Source organism: Variovorax paradoxus, assembly GCF_024734665.1.
In the GTDB taxonomy this organism is placed as follows: domain Bacteria; phylum Pseudomonadota; class Gammaproteobacteria; order Burkholderiales; family Burkholderiaceae_C; genus Variovorax.
Map to the genome: position 1 here is coordinate 4,054,345 of NZ_CP102931.1, position 19,011 is coordinate 4,073,355.

Consider the following 19,011-nt stretch of genomic DNA (forward strand, 5'->3'; position numbering starts at 1 on the left):
CAGCGGTCCATCGCGGCACAATCGCCCGCGTGCCGACCTTCAAACACAGCCTGACTGCCGGCCTCGCGCTGGCGTTCGCCCTTGGTGCCACGGCCGAGCCGGTGCTACTCGTCACGTCGCCCGCCGCCTTACAGGCCGCGGAAAGGTCTGGTGCAAGTTTTGCGCACTGGACCGGCGAGGCGCCGGGTAGCGACGGCATCGCCGCCAACCAGGCCCTGATGCGCTCGCCCGCCTGGCGCTCCATCGCCGAGCCGCTGGGCGCCAGCCTCACCGGCATCCAGCGACGCGACAGGCAGGCTGGCGTCGGCATCTCCAAATATCCGCACCGGCTGTTCGACGCGCGCTGGCTTGCAAGCCCCGATGCCTTCTTCGAACTGGTGGGCGTCGCCAACCGCATGGACCGCCGGCCCTTCCAGAGCGGCGCATGCGGCGAGACACGGCTCGTGTACCGCCTGGCCTATCGCACGGCCGCGATGCAGTCGCGCCTGCCGATGACGGTCAACGTCGAGCTGCGCGGCGATGCGCCCGATGCCGATGGCAGTTGCGCGAGCACCGCGAAGCGCTGGCAGCCGCCGCAAGCGTCGATGACCGACGAGGCGATGGGCCGCTGGCTGGTGTCGGCCGATGGTCCGCTGGCGCAGCAGCGCCTGGCGCTCGCGCGCATCGCGCAGGTCACGACCAACCTGCAGAGCGTGCGCTGGCCCTCGGCGGTGCGACCCGATCTTGGTGGCCATGCCGAATACATGCTGCGCGCCTTCCGCTGGAATGCAGGCGCGAAGCGCTTCGACGTTGCGCCGCTGGAGAACACACCTGACATTGCAAAGCTCAAGGCCAACGCACCGCTGCGCAAGGAACTGCAGCAATGGCTGCAGCAGCCCGCCAACCTGCGCGCGCTGGACGAAGCCACCTTGCAGATTCCCGAGAAGTTCCTCGCGACCGAAGCCGTCTCGGTCGCGCCGCGCGGGCTAGAACGGCTGGCGAACCGGCCCTTCGAGCAGCTCTTCGCGCCAGGCGAATGGCAGGCCGTTCAGGGCAGCCGAACGCTGCAATCACCGCAGGCGGTGCTGCGCCGCCTCGACGACCTGAGCTGCGCGGGCTGCCACCAGAGCCGCGCGGTCGCGGGCTTTCACCTGCTGGGCGTGGACCGGCGCGGCGCATCGCGCACATTCACCACCGGCAACGCGCTCGCGGTGCCGCACTCGCCCCATGTGCAGGACGAACTGGTGCGCCGCGGCGCCTACGTGCGGGCCTCGCTGTCGACACCGCGGCCCGATCCGTTCCGCCCCCTGGCCGAGCCCGACGACGTGAATGCCGTGACTGAAAAGCCGACAGTCGGCGCGCGCTGCGAGCCCACCCGCATCACCGCATCCGCCAATCCTTGGCTGGACCGCGCCGAGAAACTGCCGCGCATCGCCTGCGAAGGCATGCTCTCCGTGTGCGAGAAAACCTCGGTCGGCTTCCCGGGTGGCATGTGCTCGGGGCCCTGCGACCCAAACGACAAGAACGGCACCTGCGGCGGCATCGCGATCCTCAGCGACTTCAACAGTTGCCTCGCCGAGAAGAAGCCCTTCGGCGAATGCCTGGCGAAGCACACACGGCCCGGCAATCTGCGCAGCTGCTCGGCGCAGCAACCCTGCCGCGACGACTACATTTGCGCGCAGGCCGAGGGCCAGCCCGAAGGGCGTGGCGCGTGCATACCGCCCTATTTCCTGTTCCAGATGCGGGTGGACGGGCACTCCTGACGGGCCGTCATTCGTTCGCGGTCGGGCGCATCAGCCAGGCCGAGACGGCAGCCACCACACCAAGCACCGCAACATAGATGCCCACCGGCACGATGCTCGAATACTTCGCGACCAGCGTGGCCGCGATGATCGGCGCCAGCCCGCCGCCAATGGCTGCCGCGAACTGAATGCCGATCGAGATGCCCGAATAGCGCAGCTCGGCCGGAAATTGCGCCGCATACAGGTTCGACTGCGGCGCGAACATCAACGGGTAGTTGATCGACAGTGCCACCACCATGGCCACCGTGTAGGCCGTGAGCGACCCGCTGCCGATGGCCTGGAACAGCGGCACCGCCATGATCGCCAGCAGCAGCCCGCCGAATACATAGAGCCGCCGCGCGCCCACCTTGTCGGCAAGCCAGCCGCTGGCCGGAATGGTGAAGACCATCACAGTCGAGCCAGCGATCAGCGCGTGCAGTGCATCGGCGCGAGAAAACCCGAGGCGGCTGGTCGCATACGAGATCGAGAACACCAGGATCGTGTAGATCAGCGTCACCTCGGCCAGCTTGCCGCCGATGGTCAGCAGCAAGGGCTTCAGGTGCGCCACCACGACCTCGCGCGCCGGCAGTGCCGCCGTCTTCTGGTGTACCTTGACCTGCATGAACTCGGGCGACTCCTGCACCTTCATGCGGATGAACACGCCCAGCACGATCAGCACCGCGCTCGCAAGAAACGGCAGTCGCCAGCCCCAGCTCAGGAAGCTGGCCTCTGGCAGTTGCGTGACCAGCGCGAAGGCGCCCGACGACAGCAGCACGCCAATGGGTGCGCCCATCTGCGGCATGCTGCCGACCAGCGATTTCCATTTGGGCGGCGCATGCTCCACCGCCATCAGCATCGCGCCGCCGAGCTCGCCGCCGAACGACAGGCCCTGCCCGATGCGCAGCAGCACCAGCAGCACCGCGGCCCACAGGCCGATCGATTCGTAGGTCGGCAAAAGGCCGATCAGCACGGTGCAGATGCCCATCAGCAGCAGGCTCAGCGTGAGCATCGACTTGCGGCCCAGCCGGTCGCCGTAGTGCCCGAAGATGATGCCGCCCAGCGGCCGGGCGAGCATGCCGCTGGCGAAGGTGCCAAAGGCTGCCAGCGTGCCGACTGTGGGGTCGAAGTTGGGAAAGAAGAGTTTGTTGAACACCAGCGCCGCGGCCGTGCCGTAGGCAAGGAAGTCGAAGGCCTCGATGGCCGTGCCGACCATGGTGGCGACGCCGATCTTCCACACGCTCTGGTGCTTTCGCTCCGCGGTAGCCGCTTGTGCCTGCAATGGCGAGGCAATGCTGTTCATGGCTGCTCCTGCGTGACCTGCCGCGCGAACATCGCGAAACTGGCGTTGACGATGCTGCGCTGCAGAAGGAAGTCATGCGACTCCTTCGCCAGCACCGGGTCCACCAGCTTGAGCCGCCCGTAGGCCGACTGCGCAATCAGCTGGTTGCGCGCCGCGCGCTCGATGAGCACCGACATGTAGAGCGACTCCTCGATGGTCGCCGTGGCGGCCAGGAAGCCGTGGTTGGCAAGCAGCACGCAGCGCTTCTTGCCCAGGGCCGCCGAGATGATCTCGCCCTCGACGTCGGCGATCGGCAGGCCGGGCCATTCGCGGAGAAAGGCGCAGTCGTCGAAAAAGGGCGTGGCGTCCATGTGCGCGATCTGCAGCGGCTCGCCGGTCATCGACAGGGCCGACACATAGGGCGGGTGCGTGTGGATCACGCAGTTCACGTCGGGCCTGCGCCTGTACACCCACAGATGGAAACGCACCGCGGGGTTGGGCACGCCGCGGCCTTCCAGCACGCGCAGCGAATCGTCGATGCGCATGACCGACTGCGGGCGGATCTCGGCGAAGGCATGCGCGAGCGGCGTCGTCAGGAAGGTGCCGTCGGGCTGGCGCACGGTGACCTGCCCGGCCAGGGTTTCGGAATGCCCTTCCTTGGCGAGGATGCGGCAGCTGAGCGCGAGCTTCTCAGCCTCGCTCCAGTTGCCGTAGCTGAGGCCGTCGAGAGACGGCGCGGGGGTGTCGTGGGTTGCTCGGCTCGTATCGTTCACGCTGTGGCTCCTTTGCATCGGCGGGGTGCGGCCAATGTAAGAAGCGGTGCGCGGTTTGCTCTTGTGCGTGGGCGCACGCGGGTTGATCCAGCGTGCCAACTAGTGGAAAGTCTTAAGTCCTGCCCAACGGATAGCCGCCTAGACTGCATCCCGACTGCACCTGCTTGGCACGAAGCGTGCGGGCCAACGGCAGGAGCCCCACCCATGCACCACGACACAGCAGCATCCGACCTGAGCTTCGCGCCCTGCTTCCGCCCGTTCTATCCGGGCGACGTGCAGGGCTACTCGAATGCGCTCGATTCGCTGGTCTACCCCGGCGAACTCAGTGTGCAGGACAGCAACCCGCGCATGAGCCTCGAAGCCTGCCGGCTCGTGGGCGGCGGCCTGGCCATCAGCTTCACCTCGACGCCGCTGGCGGTTCGCCATGACACGGCGCTGGCCTCCACCGGAGGTATGGGCGGCACGGGCGACGTGCTCGCCATGATTGCCGTCGAAGGCGAAGGCACCGTCGACCAGGGCGGCCGGCGTATGCCCTTCCGCAAGGGCGACATCACCTTCCGCACCACACGGCTCCCCTCCACCTGCACGCTGACCGCGCCCGGCAAGCTGGTGATGCTGCGCCTGCCCTCCGACCGGTTCTTCGGCATCTATGCCGACCTGCACGACCGCTTCGTGCCCTCGATCGCGCAGGCGGATTCGCGCCTGGCCGAGACCGCCCGCGCGCACATGGGGCATGTGTTTCCCGGCACGGCGCAGGCTGCGCCGGCGCTGGCGTATTTTTCGGAGCAGTCGTTCGTCTCGCTGCTGGCCGCGACCTACTGCGAGTCGGTGGGCGAATCGGTCGCCGAAGACGCGGCCGACGGCAAGCGACGCGAGCGCGACCGCTGGCAGCGGCTCGTGGCGTTCATCGAGGCGCACCTGGGCGATGCGGAGCTGTCGGTCGATGCGGTCTCGAAGGAGCTGGGCATTTCAAAGCGGCTCACGCACCGCCTGTTCGAGATGCAGCGCACGCAGTACGGCATGTACCTCAAGGTGCGCCGCCTGGAGCGCGCGAAGGAAGAGCTGCAGAACCGGCGGCTCGACCACCTGAGCGTTTCGGAGATTGCCTATCGCAACGGCTTCGGCGATGCGAGCCATTTCAGCCGTGCATTCAGCTGCCACTTCGGCACCCCGCCCGGCGCCTACCGGCGACAGTCCTGTCCTTGATCTTAGTATTCGGTCAAACAACACCAAGACCGAGGACTCTGATGGACATCTTCGAAAACGTGCTGGTCATGCTGATCGCCGCCTGCCTGCTGTTGCAGCTCTCGCGGCGCCTCGCACTGCCCTATCCGTCGATGCTGGCGCTGGCTGGCGTGTGCCTGGGCGCAATGCCCTGGGTGCCGCACATCAGCCTCGACCCGCATCTGGCGCTGGCGCTCTTCATCGCGCCTGCCCTGCTCGATTCAGCCTTCGACATCTCGCCACGCGAGCTGCGGCGCAACTGGATGCCGCTGATCTCGCTGGTGCTGGTGGCGGTGCTGCTGACCACTGCGGCGGTCGCATGGGCCGGCTGGGCCCTGGCCGGCCTGCCGCTGGCGGCCGCGATCACGCTCGGCGCCATCGTCGCGCCGCCCGACGCGGTGGCCGCGGCGGCGGTGATGCAGCAGTTCCGCATTCCGCGGCGCACGCTGTCGATCATCAACGGCGAGAGCCTGCTCAACGATGCTGTCGCGCTGCTGGTGTTCGGCGTGGCGGTGTCGGCGGCCGGCGCCGCGCACGTGCCCATGACGAGTTCGCTGCCGATGCTGCTGGTCGCGGTGCCGGGCGGTGCGCTGGTCGGCTTCGCGTTTGCCAAGCTCAACATCCATTTCGGCTCGCCGCCTTTCGCGGGCACGCGCTCGGCCATCATCTTCCAGTTCGTGATGACTTTCGGCGCATGGATCGTGGCCGAGCGGCTGCACCTGTCGCCGATCATCTCGGTGGTCGCCTTCGGCATGACGCTGGGCCAGTACGCGCCCAAACGCCATGCGCCGCGCGACCGCGTGCACTCCTACGCAGTGTGGGGCGCGGTGGTGTTCACGCTCAACGTGCTGGCCTTCTTCCTGATGGGGCTGCAGGCGCGCAGCATTCTCGAGCGGCTGTCGGGGCCGCAGCTGGTGCATGCCCTGCAGTTCGCCGGCCTCGTGCTGGTGCTGGTCATCGCGGTGCGGGTGGCCTGGGTGATGCTCTACGGGGCTGCTATGCGTACTTACAAGGTGCGCCTGATCGCGCAGGGGCACAACGTTCCCGTGCCGTCGAAACGCATCGCGCTACTGGTCGGCTGGTCGGGCATGCGCGGGCTGGTGACGATGGCCACGGCCTTTGCGCTGCCTGCGGATTTTCCGGGGCGCGACCTCATCGTGCTCAGCGCGTTCGCGGTGGTGCTGGGCACGCTGGTGATCCAGGGCTTCACCATCGGGCCGCTGATCAGGGCATTGAAGATCGAGCCCGACGCGTCGCTCGACAAGGAGGTGTCGCTCGCGCGCACCGCGATGATGGACGCGGCGCTGTCGGCCCTCGAAGCCGAAGAAAGCCACGAGGCCGACGCCGTGCGCGACGAATACCGCGCGGCGCGCGTGCTGGCGCAGGACGAGCGCCAGCCGCAGGCGAAGACGGCGCACGACCGGCTGCGCGCCGTGGCGATCCGCGCGCAGCGGCAGGCGCTCGAAGCACTGCGCCACAGCGGGCAGATCGAGGACGACGCCTACCACCAGCTGGAAGAAGAGATGGACTGGGCCGAGCTCAACGCCATTCCCGCAAACGACGTGCGCCTGCAGAGCGTCTAGAACCCTGCGCTCAGGATTCCTCGTACCACCGGTCCTTCGCCAGCATCACCCGGTGGTGCCCGTGCCCCGAGGGCATCATCGGAAAGCAGTTCTCCTGCGCCGCCACCTGCACGTCGAGAAAGAACGGCCCCTGGCTCGCCAGGCATTCGGCGAGCGCGTCCTCCAGCTCGGCCGGGTCCGACACCCGCCGCGCGCCCCAGCCGAAGGCCTTGGCCAGCGCCACGAAATCGGGCAGCGCCTCGTTCCAGCTATGGCTCAGGCGGTTGCCGTGGTTCAGCTCCTGCCATTGCCGCACCATGCCCATGTAGCCGTTGTTGCACAGCACCAGCTTCACCGGCACGCGGTGCTGCACGGCAGTGGAGAGCTCCTGGATGTTCATCAGCACCGAGGCATCGCCGCTCACGCACACGGTCAGCGCTTCGGGGTGGCCGATCTGCGCGCCGATGGCGGCGGGCAGGCCGTAGCCCATGGTCCCTGCCCCGCCCGAGGTGAGCCAGTGGCGCGGGCTGTCGAAGCGCAGGTACTGCGCGGCCCACATCTGGTGCTGGCCCACGTCGGTCGACACGATGGCATTGCGCCCGCCAATGGCGCGCTGCAGCGACGACATCAGCTGCTGCGGCAGGATCGAATCCTCCCGCGCCTCGAAGGCCAGGCAGTCTTCGGCACGCCAGCGCTCGATGCGTGCCCACCACGGCGCGAGGCGCTCGGGCGCGAATCCCTCCGTTGGCAGCAGCGCCAGCAGGCCGTCGAGGATCACCTCGCAGTCGCCCACCATCGGCACGTCCACGCGCACCACCTTGTTGATGCTGCCGGGGTCGATGTCGATGTGGATCTTGCGTGCATGCGGGCAGAACTCGTCGAGCTTGCCGGTCACGCGGTCGTCGAAGCGCGCGCCAACGCACACCACCAGGTCGGCCTCGTGCATTGCGAGGTTGGCCTCGAGCATGCCGTGCATGCCCAGCATGCCGATGAACTTCGGGTCGGACGCGGGGAACGCGCCCAGCCCCATCAGCGTGAGCGTGCACGGTGCGTGCAGCAGATTCACGAGCTTCGCAAAGGCTTCGCACGCGGCGGGCCCCGAATTGACCAGCCCGCCGCCGCCGTAGATGACGGGCCGGCGCGCGGTCGAGAGCAGGTCGGCCGCGCGCTGCATCATGGCCTTGGGCGGCAGCGCCGTGCGGCTCGTGCGCAGGGCCCGCAGCGGCGATGGCTCGGGGGCCTGGCCCAGGCGGTCGAGCTGGATGTCCTTCGGCACGTCGAGCAGCACCGGTCCGGGGCGGCCGGTGGTGGCGATTTCCAGCGCGCGGCGCACCAGCGAGGGCACGTCGTCGGCCGAGCGCACCTGCCGGTTCCACTTGGTCACCGAACGCGACATGCCCAGCGCATCGCTTTCCTGGAACGCCTGCGTACCGATGACGGCCGTCGCCACCTGCCCGCTGATGCACAGCACCGGCACCGAATCGCTCATGGCGTCCAGCAGCCCGGTGATGGTGTTGCCCACGCCCGGCCCCGAAGTGACCAGCACCACGCCCACGCGGCCGGTGCTGCGCGCATAGCCTTCGGCCGCATGCACGGCCGCCTGCTCGTGGCGCACCAGCACATGGCGCAGCCGCGGCTCGCCGTGCAGCGCGTCGTACAGCGGCAGCGCCGCGCCGCCGGGGTAGCCGAAGATGGTGTCCACGCCGCACTCGACCAGCGTGTCGAGCAGGGCTTCGGCGCCGTTGCGAATGCGCGCTGGCGTTTCCGGGTGAAGGGAGAGGGAGGGCGTGAGGGGTAGGTCGAGCAGTCGCATGCCGTCAATTCTTCCGGTTCGGGAGCAAAATATGCTTCTTTCTTTTGGCTCTTTAAGCTCGATTAATGAAAACCAATCGGCAAACACCCGGCGATAACGAAGGATCTTTTGACAAGACCGACCTGGCGATCCTGCGCGTGCTGCTGCTCGACTCGCGCAAGACCCTGCAGGAGATCGGCAACGAGGTCGGCCTGTCGCCCACCAGTTGCTGGACGCGCATCAAGAAGCTCGAGGCCTCCGGCGTCATCAAGCGCTACACGGTCGATGTCGATCCGGCCAAGCTCGGCTATCACGACTCGGTGATCGTGCAGGTCACGCTCGAAAGCCACACTGACGAGACCCTGTACGACTTCGGCCGCGTGCTCGCGACCATTCCCGAGATACAGGAGGCCTACCTGGTGTCGGGCGACTACGACTACTACATCCGCATCGCCGTGCGCGACACGCGCGACTACGAGCGGCTGCTGCGCGAAAAGCTCTACAAGATCCCGGGTATCCGGCACAGCAAGTCGCACTTCGTGCTGCGGGTGCTGAAGGAAACCAGCGTGCCCGTCATCTGAGGGCGCGAACGGACCTCCTCAGAACCTCAGAGCCGGATCAGTTCCACCCGCCGGTTCTTCGCCCGCCCCGCCTCGTTGTCGTTGGGCGCCACCGGCTCCGACGCGCCCGCACCGCGCGTGGTGAAGCGGCGCGGATCCACCCCGGCCTTCACCAGCACCGCGATCACCGCCAGCGCGCGGCGCTTCGACAGGTCGTCGTTGTGCTTCGCCTCCCCCTGCGCGTCGGTGTGCCCCACCACCGAAAGCTTCAGCGGCGGGTTGCTGCGCATCAGCTTGGTCATCTCGTCGAGTGTGGGTTGCGACTCGGGGCGGATGATGTCCTTGTCCAGGTCGAACAGGATGCCGTAGAGATTCACTCGCCCCGTCTCCGCCAGGCTCTTCTGCATGGCCGTCGCGTCGACGAACACGATCTTGTTGTCTTCCATCGCCTTGCTCTCGACCACGCGCACGAAGGCGTGGTTGCCGACATCGGCGTTGTGCTCGGCCAGCGCAATGCTGGCGTAGACGGTGCCCGTGGGCCCGGTCTTCTTCGCAAGCAGATAGCGTCCGCTCACCGAAAAATAGTTGCGCGCATAGTCGCCGCGGCTGCCCAGGCGCGGCCACTCGGGGTCATCGAAGGCCAGCGCGAAGTCGTAGGGCGTGTTGGTGTCCACGCTGCCGGGCCGCGGCTTGTAGCACGAGGCATTGGCCGTGCCGCAGGTAAAAAGCACCTCGAAGCCCTTGGCCTTCAGGCTGGACTCGTAGTTGCGCTGCACTTCGAGCAGCGAGCGGTCTTTCGGCAGCCTGTAGAGATAGAGCGTCACCTTGCCCTCGACCTTGAGCAGGTCGGGCTTGCCGCCCGCCCAGTTCTGGAACGGCTCCTTGATGAGGCCAACCTCGTCGTAGGCGGCGGCCTTGTAGCCGTCGAGCACAGCGCCCTCGTAGCGGCCGACCAGCGGGGGGTCCTTGGCGGGCTCGGCGGCGCCCGTGGCGAGCGAAAGCAAGGCCATGCCGGCGAGGCTGGCCAGGAATGCGAGCGTTTTCATCGGTGCATCGGGCAGAGTGCGGCAAGAGCGGCGACGCGCTCCATGCTAGGGAGCGAGGCCGCCGCTGTGCATTCGACGGATGGTCTATGCCATTCAAGAATTTGCGGCAAGTTGCCCGGTTTGGCCGGAAAGGCTGGGCGAGGACATAATTGCGCCCGCCCGCGTGAGCGGGAGTCTGGGCTCGTCAAAAGATGGCTACAGCACGGTGCCGGCAATCGTCCGGCGCATTCACAGCACGAGAAAAGTGATTTCCAAGGCAGAAGCGATCTATGAGGCTAGGCAGCAAAGGCTGTTGGCGAATCAGCCGGTGGATCGCAAGGCTTTGGCTGGCCCTGCCGCTGGCCTTCCTGTCTTTTGCGTACGCCGATGAACTCCCGGCGGATGCGGTGCCGCAGCACGACGGCCCTGTCCATATCACGCAGGCCGAGTTGCTCTCGGTTTCCGGCACGGGCTATTCCGCACCTCCGCGGCATATCGTGGATGCCGCGCTGCCAACCGATGGCTGGAAGACGATCAACCTCCCCTACACAGCCCAGCGCGAACTGGTGCCCGATGCGGCGAGCGGCGAGCGAACCGTCACCGACTGGTACCGCATCGAACTGTCCGGGCTGACGCCGAAGACGCAGCAGCAGCTTCTGTACCTCCCCCGCTGGAAAACCCTGGGCAACATCGCGGTGTACGGCGACGGCGTACTGCTCTACCAGTCGCATGGCAGCCCCATCCACAACGGCTACAACCATCCGCTCCTGCTGCCGTTGAACGCGACCGCCAATACGCCCGCCCCGGCATCTGTGCTGATTCGCGTCGACCGCCTGCGCAACAGCGGCAGCGGCTTTTCGACCCTGTGGGTGGGCGACGAGGAATCGCTGAGCTGGCGCTACCAGATCCGCCAGTTGCTGCAGGTGCAGTTGCCCTTCATGGGCAGCGCCGCGTTCCTGGCGGTTGGTGCATTCGCGTTCGCGGTGTGGCTGTTCAAGAGGCGCGAATCGCTCTACCTGCTGTTCTTTGCCATCTCGGCGCTCGCCTTCCTGCGCACGCTTCACTACTACGCGGGCGGCAGCTTCATCCCGATCTCGGACGACTGGTTCGAATGGATGACCGTGGCCAGCCTGCTCTGGCTGATCGTCCTCATCCACCTGTTCTTGCAGCGGCTGCACCTGCAGCCATCGCCCTGGCTGACCCGTGTGTCGGTGACCCTGGCGCTGGCCTGCAATATCGCAACGCTGCCCCATGTGTCGACGGAGATCGTCAGCCTCTACCTGTTCACGCCCCTGCTCAACCTGATGGTGCTGCCCGTCGCGGTGACGATCTTTGCGGTGAACCTGCGCAAGGCGCTGCGCGCGCAACTGCCCGAGGGGCGGCTGGTGGCTGGCTGGACTGTCTTCGCCGTCGCCTTCACTTCCTACGACGGGCTCCTGCAGAACAACCTGGTCAGCCCGGAGGCCGTGTACACCTCTCCCTACGCCATCATCAGCCTGTTCTTCGTCTTCTCGTACATCATGTTCCAGCGCTACACGGGCGCGTTCGCCGAGGTGGCCCGGCTGAACAAGGGCCTGGCCCAGCGCCTGCAGGCGCGCGAAGCCGAGCTGGAGCAAAGCTACCAGCGGCTGCGCGTGATCGAGAACCAGCACATGCTCAATGCCGAGCGCCGCCGCCTCATGCAGGACATGCACGACGGGCTGGGTTCGTCGCTGATCAGCGCCATCCGCTCGGTGGAGCGAGGCGCCATGAGCGAGGCCGAGATTTCGCGCGTGCTCAAGGGCTGCATGGAAGACCTGAGGCTGGTGATCGACTCCATGGAAAACGTGGAAGCCGACCTGCTGCTCCTGCTGGCAACCATGCGCTTTCGCCTCGCGCCGCGCATCGAAAGCGCCGGCATCACGCTGCAATGGGAAGTGCAACCCGTGCCCACGCTACCCTGGCTGGACCCGGACGGCGCGCTGCACATCCTGCGCATCGTGCAGGAATGCGTGGCCAACGTGCTGCGCCACACGCGGGCCACCATCATCTGCGTGAGCACCGCGACAGTCGATGAAGGCGTGAACGTGGTGATCGAAGACAACGGCGAAGGCTTCGACGTGGAAGAGGCCCTGCGCCGAAGCGGACGGGGGCTGCGCAACCAGCAGCGGCGCGCGCAGGTGATTGGTGGCAAGGTGAGCTGGCAGTCCGGCAGCGCTGGAACGCGCTTCACGCTGTGGCTGCCGCTGCACCGCAAGGCCGAAACCGACAAGGCCATAAGCGCTTTCTGAGCCCGCCTTCCGAGCCCGGCTCAGAGGCTCGCAACAATCTGCTCGCGCAGCCACTTGTGCGCCGGGTCGCGGTGCCGGCGCTCGTGCCAGAGCATCGCCATCTCGTAGCCGGGCACCTCGAGCGGCGCCTCCACCACACGCAGCCCGGCCGCGCCGCGCGCCAGCCGCTCGGGCAGCATCGCGACCATGTCGGTGCTGGCCAGCACCGACATCATGAAGAGGAAGTGCGGCACCGACAGCGCCACGCGCCGCGTCAGGCCCTTCTCGGCCAGTGCTTCGTCCGTTGGCCCAGCGAAGCCGCCGCCGGCTAGCGACACCACCACGTGCTCCAGCGCGCAGAACTGCGCGAGCGTCGGCCGGCGCTTCAGGCGCGGATGGCCGGCGCGCCCGACGAGCACGTAGCGTTCGTGGAAGAGCACCCGCGCATGCAGGCCACGCGGCGCGCCCACGCTGGTGTGGAAGAAGAGATCGATCTCCCCGCTCTCCAGCTGCCGCGCCATGCGCGATGGCACCGCCTCCACCACGGCCAGCCGCGTGTGCGGCGCCGCGGCACGCAGCCCGGCCAGCGCCGGCAGCAGGATGGCCGACTCGGCATAGTCGGCTGCCGCAACGCGCCAGGTGGTGGTCGCCTCTGCGGGGTCGAAAGGCTTCGTGGGCGCGACCGCGCGGCCCAGCGATTCAAGCGCCTCGCGCAGAGGCTCGCGCAGTTCGTCGGCGCGCGCGGTGGGCCGCATGCCGCGTTGCGCGGGCACCAGCAGCGGGTCATCGAACGCTTCTCGCAGCTTGGCGAGCTGCACGCTCACCGAGGGCTGCGACAGGTTCAAACGCTCAGCTGCACGCGTGACGTTGCGCTCGGCCAGCAGCGTGTCAAGCGTGACCAGCAAGTTCAAATCGAGGCGGCTGAAATTGTTCATGGCAATTCCTTGGATTCAGACTATTCATTTCCAATATATCGCCACGAGGCCTAACCTGCGGACATCTTCATTCGACCTCTTGTAAAACCGTGAACATCCTTCTGGTACTTGCCCACCCCGAAGCCGCCTCGCTCAATGGCGCGCTCCATCGCTTCATGCTCGAACGCCTAGTGGCTGCGGGCCATTCCGTACGCGTGTCCGACCTGTACGCCATGCGCTGGAAGCCCGCACTCGACGCCGACGACTTCCCCGCACGCGACACCGCCGCGCGCTTCGACCCCGTGCTCGATTCGCTTCATGCGTTCGAGGCCGGCACGCAAACCGCAGACATCGCCGCCGAGCAGCAAAAACTGCTGTGGGCCGATGCCGTAGTACTGCAGTTCCCGCTGTGGTGGTACTCGATGCCCGCCATCCTCAAGGGCTGGGTCGAGCGCATCTACGCCTATGGCTTTGCCTACGGCCTCGGCGAGCATTCAGACACGCACTGGGGCGATCGCTTCGGCGAAGGCGTGATGGCCGGCAAGCGCGCGATGCTGGTGGTGACGACCGGTGGCTGGGCATCGCACTACGCGCCGCGTGGCATCAACGGGCCAATGGACGACCTGCTCTTCCCCATTCACCACGGCATCCTCTACTACCCCGGCTTCGATGTGCTGCCGCCGTACGTGGTGCATCGCACGAACAAGGTCGATGAGGCTGCTTATGCGCGCATCACCGAGGAACTGGGTCAGCGGCTCGACGCGCTGTTCGCGACCGACCCGATTCCGTTCCGCCGGCAGAACGCCGGCGACTACGAGATTCCCGCGCTCACCCTGCGCGAAGACATCGCGCCGGGCAAGACGGGCTTTGGGGTGCATTCGGCTTAAGGCAGTACCGGATTGGCGACCGCGTTGGCAATAGCCGCATCGGCATCCACACGCAGCATGAAGCGCTTCGCCACCAGGTCATTGGCAGCCGTGGTTACTGCCGCGACGTAGCCCGCCTGATCCACATAGCGCTCCTGCAGCGACGGGCGCGGGTCGCTTCCACGCAGCGCCGCCGTCTTGGCAAACGCAAAGTACGACCCGAACAGGCCGGCCTGGTCGATGCGGCCGGGCTGGTTCGTGTAGTTCCAACCGGTGTTCGTGCCCTGCGGCACGGCGACGTCCAGGCTGCGGATGCCTGCGAGGTCGTTGCCGTCCGCATCTACCTGCGGCACCAGGATCGCGTAGTCGCGGCCCAGGTAGGCCGGCGGCACCTGCGTGGCGATGCCGCTCTCGTCCTGCGGCCTGTAGTTGGGGCCCCAGTCCAGCAACGAATAGGTGTTGACCAGCCCCGTGTAGCTCACGCCCGGAATCGCCGGAAACTTGAGCTGCTGCGGCCGCACCAGCGTGGTGTCTGCCAGCTTCGGCACCTGGCTGTCGGGCGGCGTGGTGCCCTTGACGACCCAGTCTTCGAGGTTCTGGTACAGCGCACGCACGACCGGGATCACGCCGGCATTGCCGTTGGTCGCATACAGCGCCCCTGCGCTTGCGCCCGGCAGCGACGGGAGGCCCAGCAGATGGTGCGTGCTCGCGTAGTAGTAGATGCGCGCGTTGCCGGGCTGCACAAGGTCGGTCGTGCCCCAGGCATCGGTCAGCAGCGGCGAGCCCTGCAGGGTCCAGAACTCGGTGCCGCTGAAGCCGATGAAGAGCTTGGGACAGGTGCCGCTCGCCTCACAGCGTGACAGGATGCCGCCGCGCCGCTGCGCCACGTCGTCCACGTAGTCCTTCGAAAGGCCGCGCGTGCCGGCCTGGCCGAAGGCCGTGTGGTCGGCGCGCACGCCACCGCCGCCACCAGGAATCGAGAAGCGCATGTTGATGTTGGTCTGACGCGCCGCAATTTGCGCGAACACGCCGTCGAACACCTTCTGGCCCGCGCGGTCCTCGTTGAAGCCGAGATGCACGAAGGTCTTCATGAAGTTGCCACACTGCGAGACGCCCGAGGCGATGGTGTTCTTGATGGCGGCGGCCACCGGGTTGGCTGTGCCCGCCGCATCGCTCGCGTCGCGGTGGAAGAAGGTGATCATGTCGCGCAGCGCCGCGAGGCCGAGGCCCATGACCTTCGGGTCTTTCGCGATGTAGACCAGCTCATACATGTAGGCCGGGTCCCATTTGTCCTTGAGGCAGACGTTTGTCTCGTCGGGCGTGCCGGGGAACGGCGTGGTGGCACTGCACTTCGCAAACTTCCATTCGCTCGCGGGAATGAGCTGGCGCGCGTCGCCTTCGTTGATGCGGCGAGTGAGCACATAGCCGGGCTTCGTGTTGTCGAGGCTCGCGGTGGCATAGGCCTGCATCGCCGCATTGAACGGGCCGCCCGGCAGGGGCAGTGAATCGTTGTTCGCAGCGGTAGGCAGCAGCTCGGCGCGATAAGTGCCGGTGATGCTGCTGCCATCGGCGTTCTTCGCGACCGGCACCTTCAGCGTGAGCTTGCCGGGCGCGGCCGGCACGTCACCCTGCCAGGCGGCCGTCAGAAAAACGTAGCCGCGCGAGGCAAAGTACGGATCGAGGCTCACGATGTTGCCGCGGTTGGGCGCGTCGTAGCGCAGCACGCCGCTGGCCTTGGTCATGTCCTTCGGCTTGAAGAGCACGAAGTCCGACGTGTACTCGACCTTGCCGTTGGCGTTGAGCGGCGCGAGCGAGAGGTCCTGGATGATGGCGTTGCGAGCGTCCTTCGGATCGACCTCGCCGGTGAAGGTGCCGCTGATCTTCTCGTAGGCGCCCACGCTGCCGAAGGTGCCGGGCACGTCTTCGGTCGCGGTAATGGCTAGCTTGTACCTGGGCGCGGTGGCAGTCACGGGTGGTGTGGTGGGCGTCGTGGTGGTGGGTGGTGGCAGCAGCACGCCTCCTGCTCCGCTTCCACCGCATGCGCTCAGAAAAAGGGCGGCCGAAGCCACCGTGGCAGCCCAAAGGCTCCAGCGTTTCATGGTTTGTCTCCTTCGTTGTGTGTCTTGTCGCGTTGCGGCGCCGGTCCCCGCTACGGCGCGCGGGCTACTCGGCCTCGATGCCGGCCGACTTCACGATGCGGCCCCACTTCTGGGACTCGTTGGCCTGGAACTTCGCAAGTTCCTCGGGCGAGGTCGTGAACACCTCGGTGCCGGTCGGCTCGTAGAACGCTGTCTTTGCAGCCTCGCTCCTCGCAGCCTTCACCAGCAGCTCGTTGAGCCGCTTGACCACGGCCGGCGGCGTCTTCGCGGGCGCATAGGCCGCGAACCAGTAGCCCATTTCGTAGCCCTTCACGCCGGCTTCGGAGATGGTGGGCACGTCGGGCGCGAGCGGCGAGCGCGCCGAGCTGGAGATGCCCAGCGCGCGCAGCTTGCCGGCCTTGACCTGCGGCAGGCCAGTGGCCGTGTCGGTGATCATCATGTTGATCTGGCTGCCCAGCAGGTCGGTCACGGCGAGCGTGTTGCTCTTGTAGGGCACGTGCAGCAGTTTGATGTCGGCCATCTGCTGCAGCAGCTCGCCCGCCATGCGGCTCGACGAGCTACCGCTGCCGAAGCTGTACTTGCCCGGCTCCTTCTTCGCGAGCGCGATGAACTCGGCCACGTTCTTCGCGGGGAACGAGGGGTTCACCACCATGATCTGCCCGCCCTTGCCGAGCGCGGCGATGGGCGCGAAGTCTTTCACCGGGTCGTAGGGCAGCTTCTTGAACAGGTGCTCATTGGCCGCGTGCGTGGTGTTGGTGGTGATGAGCACCGTGTAGCCGTCGGCGGGAGCCTTGGCCACGTTCTGCGAGGCGATGAAGCCGCTGGCGCCGGCCTTGTTGTCGATGATGACGGCCTGCTTCGTCTCCGCCGCGATCTGGTTGCCGAGCGCACGCGCGATCTGGTCGGTGGCTGTGCCGGCCGCGAAGGGCACGACGAAGGTGATGGCCTTCTCGGGGAAGGCATCCGCGTGGCTCAGCAGTGGCATCAGAGCCAGTGCGGCGGTCAGCACGGTGAGGGGAAATCGTTTCATTTTTTTGTCTCCGGATCGAATGGATAAAGGGGAAAGAGAAAGCCTCCGCTACGGCCCAGCCAGCAACGGTACAAGCGCGCGAGGCACGCGAACAGGCATGTCGAGCAGCAGGAAGGACAGCGCCTTGCCATGCGCGTCGAGGTTCAGCGCGTCGTTGACGCCGCCGTCCAGCACAGCGTCGAGCACGAAGTTCATCGCGTGCAGCTTCGGCAACACGAAGCGCTGCACCTGCGACGGTGCGCGGTGGTGGAACTGCGCAGCGACGCGCTCGGGCGTGAGCTGCTCGACCAGCAAGGGATAGAGCTCCGCATGCCAGGCGATGACGCTGATGTTGGAGCGGTCGCCCTTGTCGCCGGTGCGGCCATGGGCGGCGCGGTACAGCGGCACTTCGATGGTGTCGGTGGTGATGGTGTTCATGCCAGGGCCTCCTCGCCGAGCAGTTCGAAGCGCACCGGCACCGCCTCGCGCGGCAGCAGGCACGACAGCGTGTTGAGCCGCGGCGTGAGCGCGGTGCGCACGCCGCCGCCGCCTGCCGGGCCGCAGGTGTAGAGCGCCATGACCTCGCGCGCCAGTCGTTCGGCCTGCGCGCGATCGGCATGCGTGGCGGCGACGCGCAGGCGAACGTCGCGCAAGCCGGCGTCGGGTGTATCCGCCAGCGCACGGCCCGCGTCGTCGCCCAGGATGCTCAGCGCGCCGATCAGGTCCACGCGCAATGCGAGTCCGTCGAGGCGCTTGCGCAGCACGTCCGCTGCAAGCCGCGCACGGGCCTCGGCGCGCGGGCCCGCATAGGAGATTTCGCCCTCGGCCAGCCAGCCGCCTTCATGGCAGACATTGACCTTGTAGCGGCCCGGCCGCGCATGGCCGCGCACGCCGGAGAGCGCAACACGATCCGCACCGGGCAGCGCGTGCACTTCGGCGTCGGCAATGTCGGCGACCACGTCGGGCGTCAGGTAGGCCGCCGGGTCGTGCACTTCGTAGAGCAGCTGCTCCTTCACCGTGGCTTCGCTCACGAGGCCACCGGTGCCGTCGGCCTTGCCTATGGTGCAGCGGCCGTCGGTGTCGATCTCTGCGATGGGGAAGCCCACCGCTTCCAGCCCCGGCACGTTCTTGTAGCCCGGGTCGGCGAAGTAGCCGCCACACACCTGTGCGCCGCACTCGAGCAGATGCCCCGCCATGGTCGCGCGGCCCAGCCGGGCCCAGTCATCGGCGCGCCAGCCGAAGTGCGACATGGCCGGGCCAACGGTGAGCGACGGATCGGCCACGCGGCCGCACACCACGATCTGCGCGCCCGCATCGAGTGCGGCGGCAATCGGCTCGGCGCCGATGTAGGCATTGGCGCTGACCATGCGCAGGCCTTCCATCTGCGCACCGAGCGCTTCGTTCAGCAGCTCGCGGTGTTCGGGCCCGGACAGGTCGTCGCCCTCCACCACCGCGATGCGCGGCGCGCTCGCGCCCAGTTCGCGCGCCATGCGGGCAATGTGCCGGGCGGCGGCGCGCGGGTTGGCGGCACCGAAGTTGCTCACGATGCGGATGCCATGCGCCAGGCAACGCGCGAGCACGGGCCGCAGCATGTCGTCGAGCAGCGGTTCGTAGCCTGCGTCGGGGTTGTCGCGGCGGCGCAGTTGCGCCAGCGCAAGCGTGCGCTCGGCCAGCGTCTCGAAGATCAGGAAGGCGCGCAGCCCCTGAGGGCCGCCGGCCAGCCGCGCGATCAGCGTGTCGACCACCGGCCCGGCGGCGTCGGTGCGGTCACCCGAGAAGCCGGCGGCGCAACCTATCAGCAGCGTGGGCGGATCAATGGAGTTCATTGCCGTGCACTGTAGGCAGCGATCGGTCATCCGTAAAATCGGAAATACGGATCGATTGATCCGCTTTTCAAAT

The 19,011-nt window shown here is 67.2% G+C and carries 15 protein-coding genes; 6 read left to right on the forward strand and 9 right to left on the reverse strand.

Going from position 1 to position 19,011, the window contains the following annotated elements; all coding sequences use genetic code 11:
* The first annotated feature begins 29 nt into the window (after nt 1–29).
* On the forward strand, nt 30–1,742 hold the full coding sequence (locus tag NWF24_RS19270; RefSeq protein WP_258349922.1) for a hypothetical protein: 1,713 nt from the start codon (nt 30–32) through the stop codon (nt 1,740–1,742).
* A gap of 7 nt (nt 1,743–1,749) precedes the next feature.
* Here the strand turns inward: NWF24_RS19270 and NWF24_RS19275 are convergent, their stop codons facing one another.
* Together NWF24_RS19275 and NWF24_RS19280 are read right to left on the reverse strand one after the other, a co-directional pair.
* A complete protein-coding gene (locus tag NWF24_RS19275; RefSeq protein WP_258349923.1) occupies nt 1,750–3,060 on the reverse strand; it encodes an MFS transporter in 1,311 nt (436 codons plus the stop codon).
* A complete protein-coding gene (locus NWF24_RS19280) occupies nt 3,057–3,830 on the reverse strand; it encodes an aldolase (RefSeq protein WP_375338392.1) in 774 nt (257 codons plus the stop codon). The genes NWF24_RS19275 and NWF24_RS19280 overlap by 4 nt, the downstream gene beginning before the upstream one ends.
* 186 nt (nt 3,831–4,016) lie before the next feature.
* On the opposite strand from NWF24_RS19280, the gene NWF24_RS19285 reads away from it, so the two are divergent.
* The gene (locus tag NWF24_RS19285; protein ID WP_258349925.1) at nt 4,017–5,018 is read left to right on the forward strand and encodes a helix-turn-helix transcriptional regulator; all 1,002 of its coding nucleotides are present in this window, start codon (nt 4,017–4,019) and stop codon (nt 5,016–5,018) included.
* A 41-nt stretch (nt 5,019–5,059) separates the two neighbouring features.
* Nucleotides 5,060–6,619, forward strand: coding sequence for a cation:proton antiporter (locus tag NWF24_RS19290; protein WP_258349926.1), 1,560 nt, complete (start codon nt 5,060–5,062; stop codon nt 6,617–6,619).
* 10 nt (nt 6,620–6,629) lie between these two features.
* Here the strand turns inward: NWF24_RS19290 and ilvB are convergent, their stop codons facing one another.
* Nucleotides 6,630–8,411 carry a biosynthetic-type acetolactate synthase large subunit gene (gene ilvB / locus NWF24_RS19295; RefSeq protein ID WP_258349927.1) on the reverse strand — a complete coding sequence of 594 codons (1,782 nt, stop codon included), beginning with the start codon at nt 8,409–8,411 and terminating at the stop codon, nt 6,630–6,632.
* A gap of 65 nt (nt 8,412–8,476) precedes the next feature.
* Between ilvB and NWF24_RS19300 the strand changes: the two genes are divergently transcribed.
* Nucleotides 8,477–8,971: an Lrp/AsnC family transcriptional regulator gene (locus NWF24_RS19300; protein ID WP_177142350.1), complete on the forward strand. Its 495-nt coding sequence runs from the start codon at nt 8,477–8,479 to the stop codon at nt 8,969–8,971.
* Nucleotides 8,972–8,997: 26 nt separating this feature from the next.
* Here the strand turns inward: NWF24_RS19300 and NWF24_RS19305 are convergent, their stop codons facing one another.
* On the reverse strand, nt 8,998–9,996 hold the full coding sequence (locus NWF24_RS19305) for an OmpA family protein (protein ID WP_258349928.1): 999 nt from the start codon (nt 9,994–9,996) through the stop codon (nt 8,998–9,000).
* 269 nt (nt 9,997–10,265) lie between these two features.
* On the opposite strand from NWF24_RS19305, the gene NWF24_RS19310 reads away from it, so the two are divergent.
* Complete coding sequence (locus NWF24_RS19310) at nt 10,266–12,245, forward strand: sensor histidine kinase (protein ID WP_258349929.1); 1,980 nt, start codon at nt 10,266–10,268, stop codon at nt 12,243–12,245.
* A gap of 20 nt (nt 12,246–12,265) precedes the next feature.
* On the opposite strand, the gene NWF24_RS19315 is transcribed toward NWF24_RS19310, so the two are convergent.
* Nucleotides 12,266–13,159 carry a LysR family transcriptional regulator gene (locus tag NWF24_RS19315; RefSeq protein WP_258349930.1) on the reverse strand — a complete coding sequence of 298 codons (894 nt, stop codon included), beginning with the start codon at nt 13,157–13,159 and terminating at the stop codon, nt 12,266–12,268.
* 89 nt (nt 13,160–13,248) lie between these two features.
* Between NWF24_RS19315 and NWF24_RS19320 the strand changes: the two genes are divergently transcribed.
* On the forward strand, nt 13,249–14,025 hold the full coding sequence (locus tag NWF24_RS19320) for an NAD(P)H-dependent oxidoreductase (RefSeq protein ID WP_258349931.1): 777 nt from the start codon (nt 13,249–13,251) through the stop codon (nt 14,023–14,025).
* On the opposite strand, the gene NWF24_RS19325 is transcribed toward NWF24_RS19320, so the two are convergent.
* The 4 genes from NWF24_RS19325 to NWF24_RS19340 all read right to left on the reverse strand — a co-directional run bounded on the left by NWF24_RS19325 (nt 14,022) and on the right by NWF24_RS19340 (nt 18,938).
* Nucleotides 14,022–16,103, reverse strand: a complete 2,082-nt coding sequence (locus tag NWF24_RS19325) for an alpha/beta hydrolase domain-containing protein (RefSeq protein WP_258349932.1) — start codon at nt 16,101–16,103, stop codon at nt 14,022–14,024. The genes NWF24_RS19320 and NWF24_RS19325 overlap by 4 nt on opposite strands.
* Nucleotides 16,104–16,167: 64 nt before the next feature.
* Entirely contained in the window at nt 16,168–17,133 is a 966-nt protein-coding gene (locus NWF24_RS19330; RefSeq protein WP_258349933.1) for a Bug family tripartite tricarboxylate transporter substrate binding protein, read from the reverse strand.
* 48 nt (nt 17,134–17,181) lie between these two features.
* Nucleotides 17,182–17,550 (reverse strand): AtuA-related protein, encoded by a 369-nt coding sequence (locus NWF24_RS19335; protein WP_258349934.1) that lies wholly within the window; start codon nt 17,548–17,550, stop codon nt 17,182–17,184.
* On the reverse strand, nt 17,547–18,938 hold the full coding sequence (locus NWF24_RS19340) for an acyclic terpene utilization AtuA family protein (protein WP_258349935.1): 1,392 nt from the start codon (nt 18,936–18,938) through the stop codon (nt 17,547–17,549). Before NWF24_RS19340 ends, NWF24_RS19335 begins: the two co-directional genes overlap by 4 nt.
* Between the last annotated feature and the right edge of the window lie 73 nt (nt 18,939–19,011).

Bases quoted from the DNA above. Each gene is read 5' to 3' on its own strand.
- NWF24_RS19290 (WP_258349926.1), top strand. From the start codon at position 5,060: ATGGACATCTTCGAAAACGTGCTGGTCATGCTGATCGCCGCCTGCCTG.
- NWF24_RS19315 (WP_258349930.1), bottom strand. From the start codon at position 13,159: ATGAACAATTTCAGCCGCCTCGATTTGAACTTGCTGGTCACGCTTGAC.
- NWF24_RS19310 (WP_258349929.1), top strand. From the start codon at position 10,266: ATGAGGCTAGGCAGCAAAGGCTGTTGGCGAATCAGCCGGTGGATCGCA.
- NWF24_RS19275 (WP_258349923.1), bottom strand. From the start codon at position 3,060: ATGAACAGCATTGCCTCGCCATTGCAGGCACAAGCGGCTACCGCGGAG.
- NWF24_RS19325 (WP_258349932.1), bottom strand. From the start codon at position 16,103: ATGAAACGCTGGAGCCTTTGGGCTGCCACGGTGGCTTCGGCCGCCCTT.
- NWF24_RS19340 (WP_258349935.1), bottom strand. From the start codon at position 18,938: ATGAACTCCATTGATCCGCCCACGCTGCTGATAGGTTGCGCCGCCGGC.
- NWF24_RS19300 (WP_177142350.1), top strand. From the start codon at position 8,477: ATGAAAACCAATCGGCAAACACCCGGCGATAACGAAGGATCTTTTGAC.
- NWF24_RS19305 (WP_258349928.1), bottom strand. From the start codon at position 9,996: ATGAAAACGCTCGCATTCCTGGCCAGCCTCGCCGGCATGGCCTTGCTT.
- NWF24_RS19330 (WP_258349933.1), bottom strand. From the start codon at position 17,133: ATGAAACGATTTCCCCTCACCGTGCTGACCGCCGCACTGGCTCTGATG.
- ilvB (WP_258349927.1), bottom strand. From the start codon at position 8,411: ATGCGACTGCTCGACCTACCCCTCACGCCCTCCCTCTCCCTTCACCCG.
- NWF24_RS19335 (WP_258349934.1), bottom strand. From the start codon at position 17,550: ATGAACACCATCACCACCGACACCATCGAAGTGCCGCTGTACCGCGCC.
- NWF24_RS19285 (WP_258349925.1), top strand. From the start codon at position 4,017: ATGCACCACGACACAGCAGCATCCGACCTGAGCTTCGCGCCCTGCTTC.
- NWF24_RS19280 (WP_375338392.1), bottom strand. From the start codon at position 3,830: ATGCAAAGGAGCCACAGCGTGAACGATACGAGCCGAGCAACCCACGAC.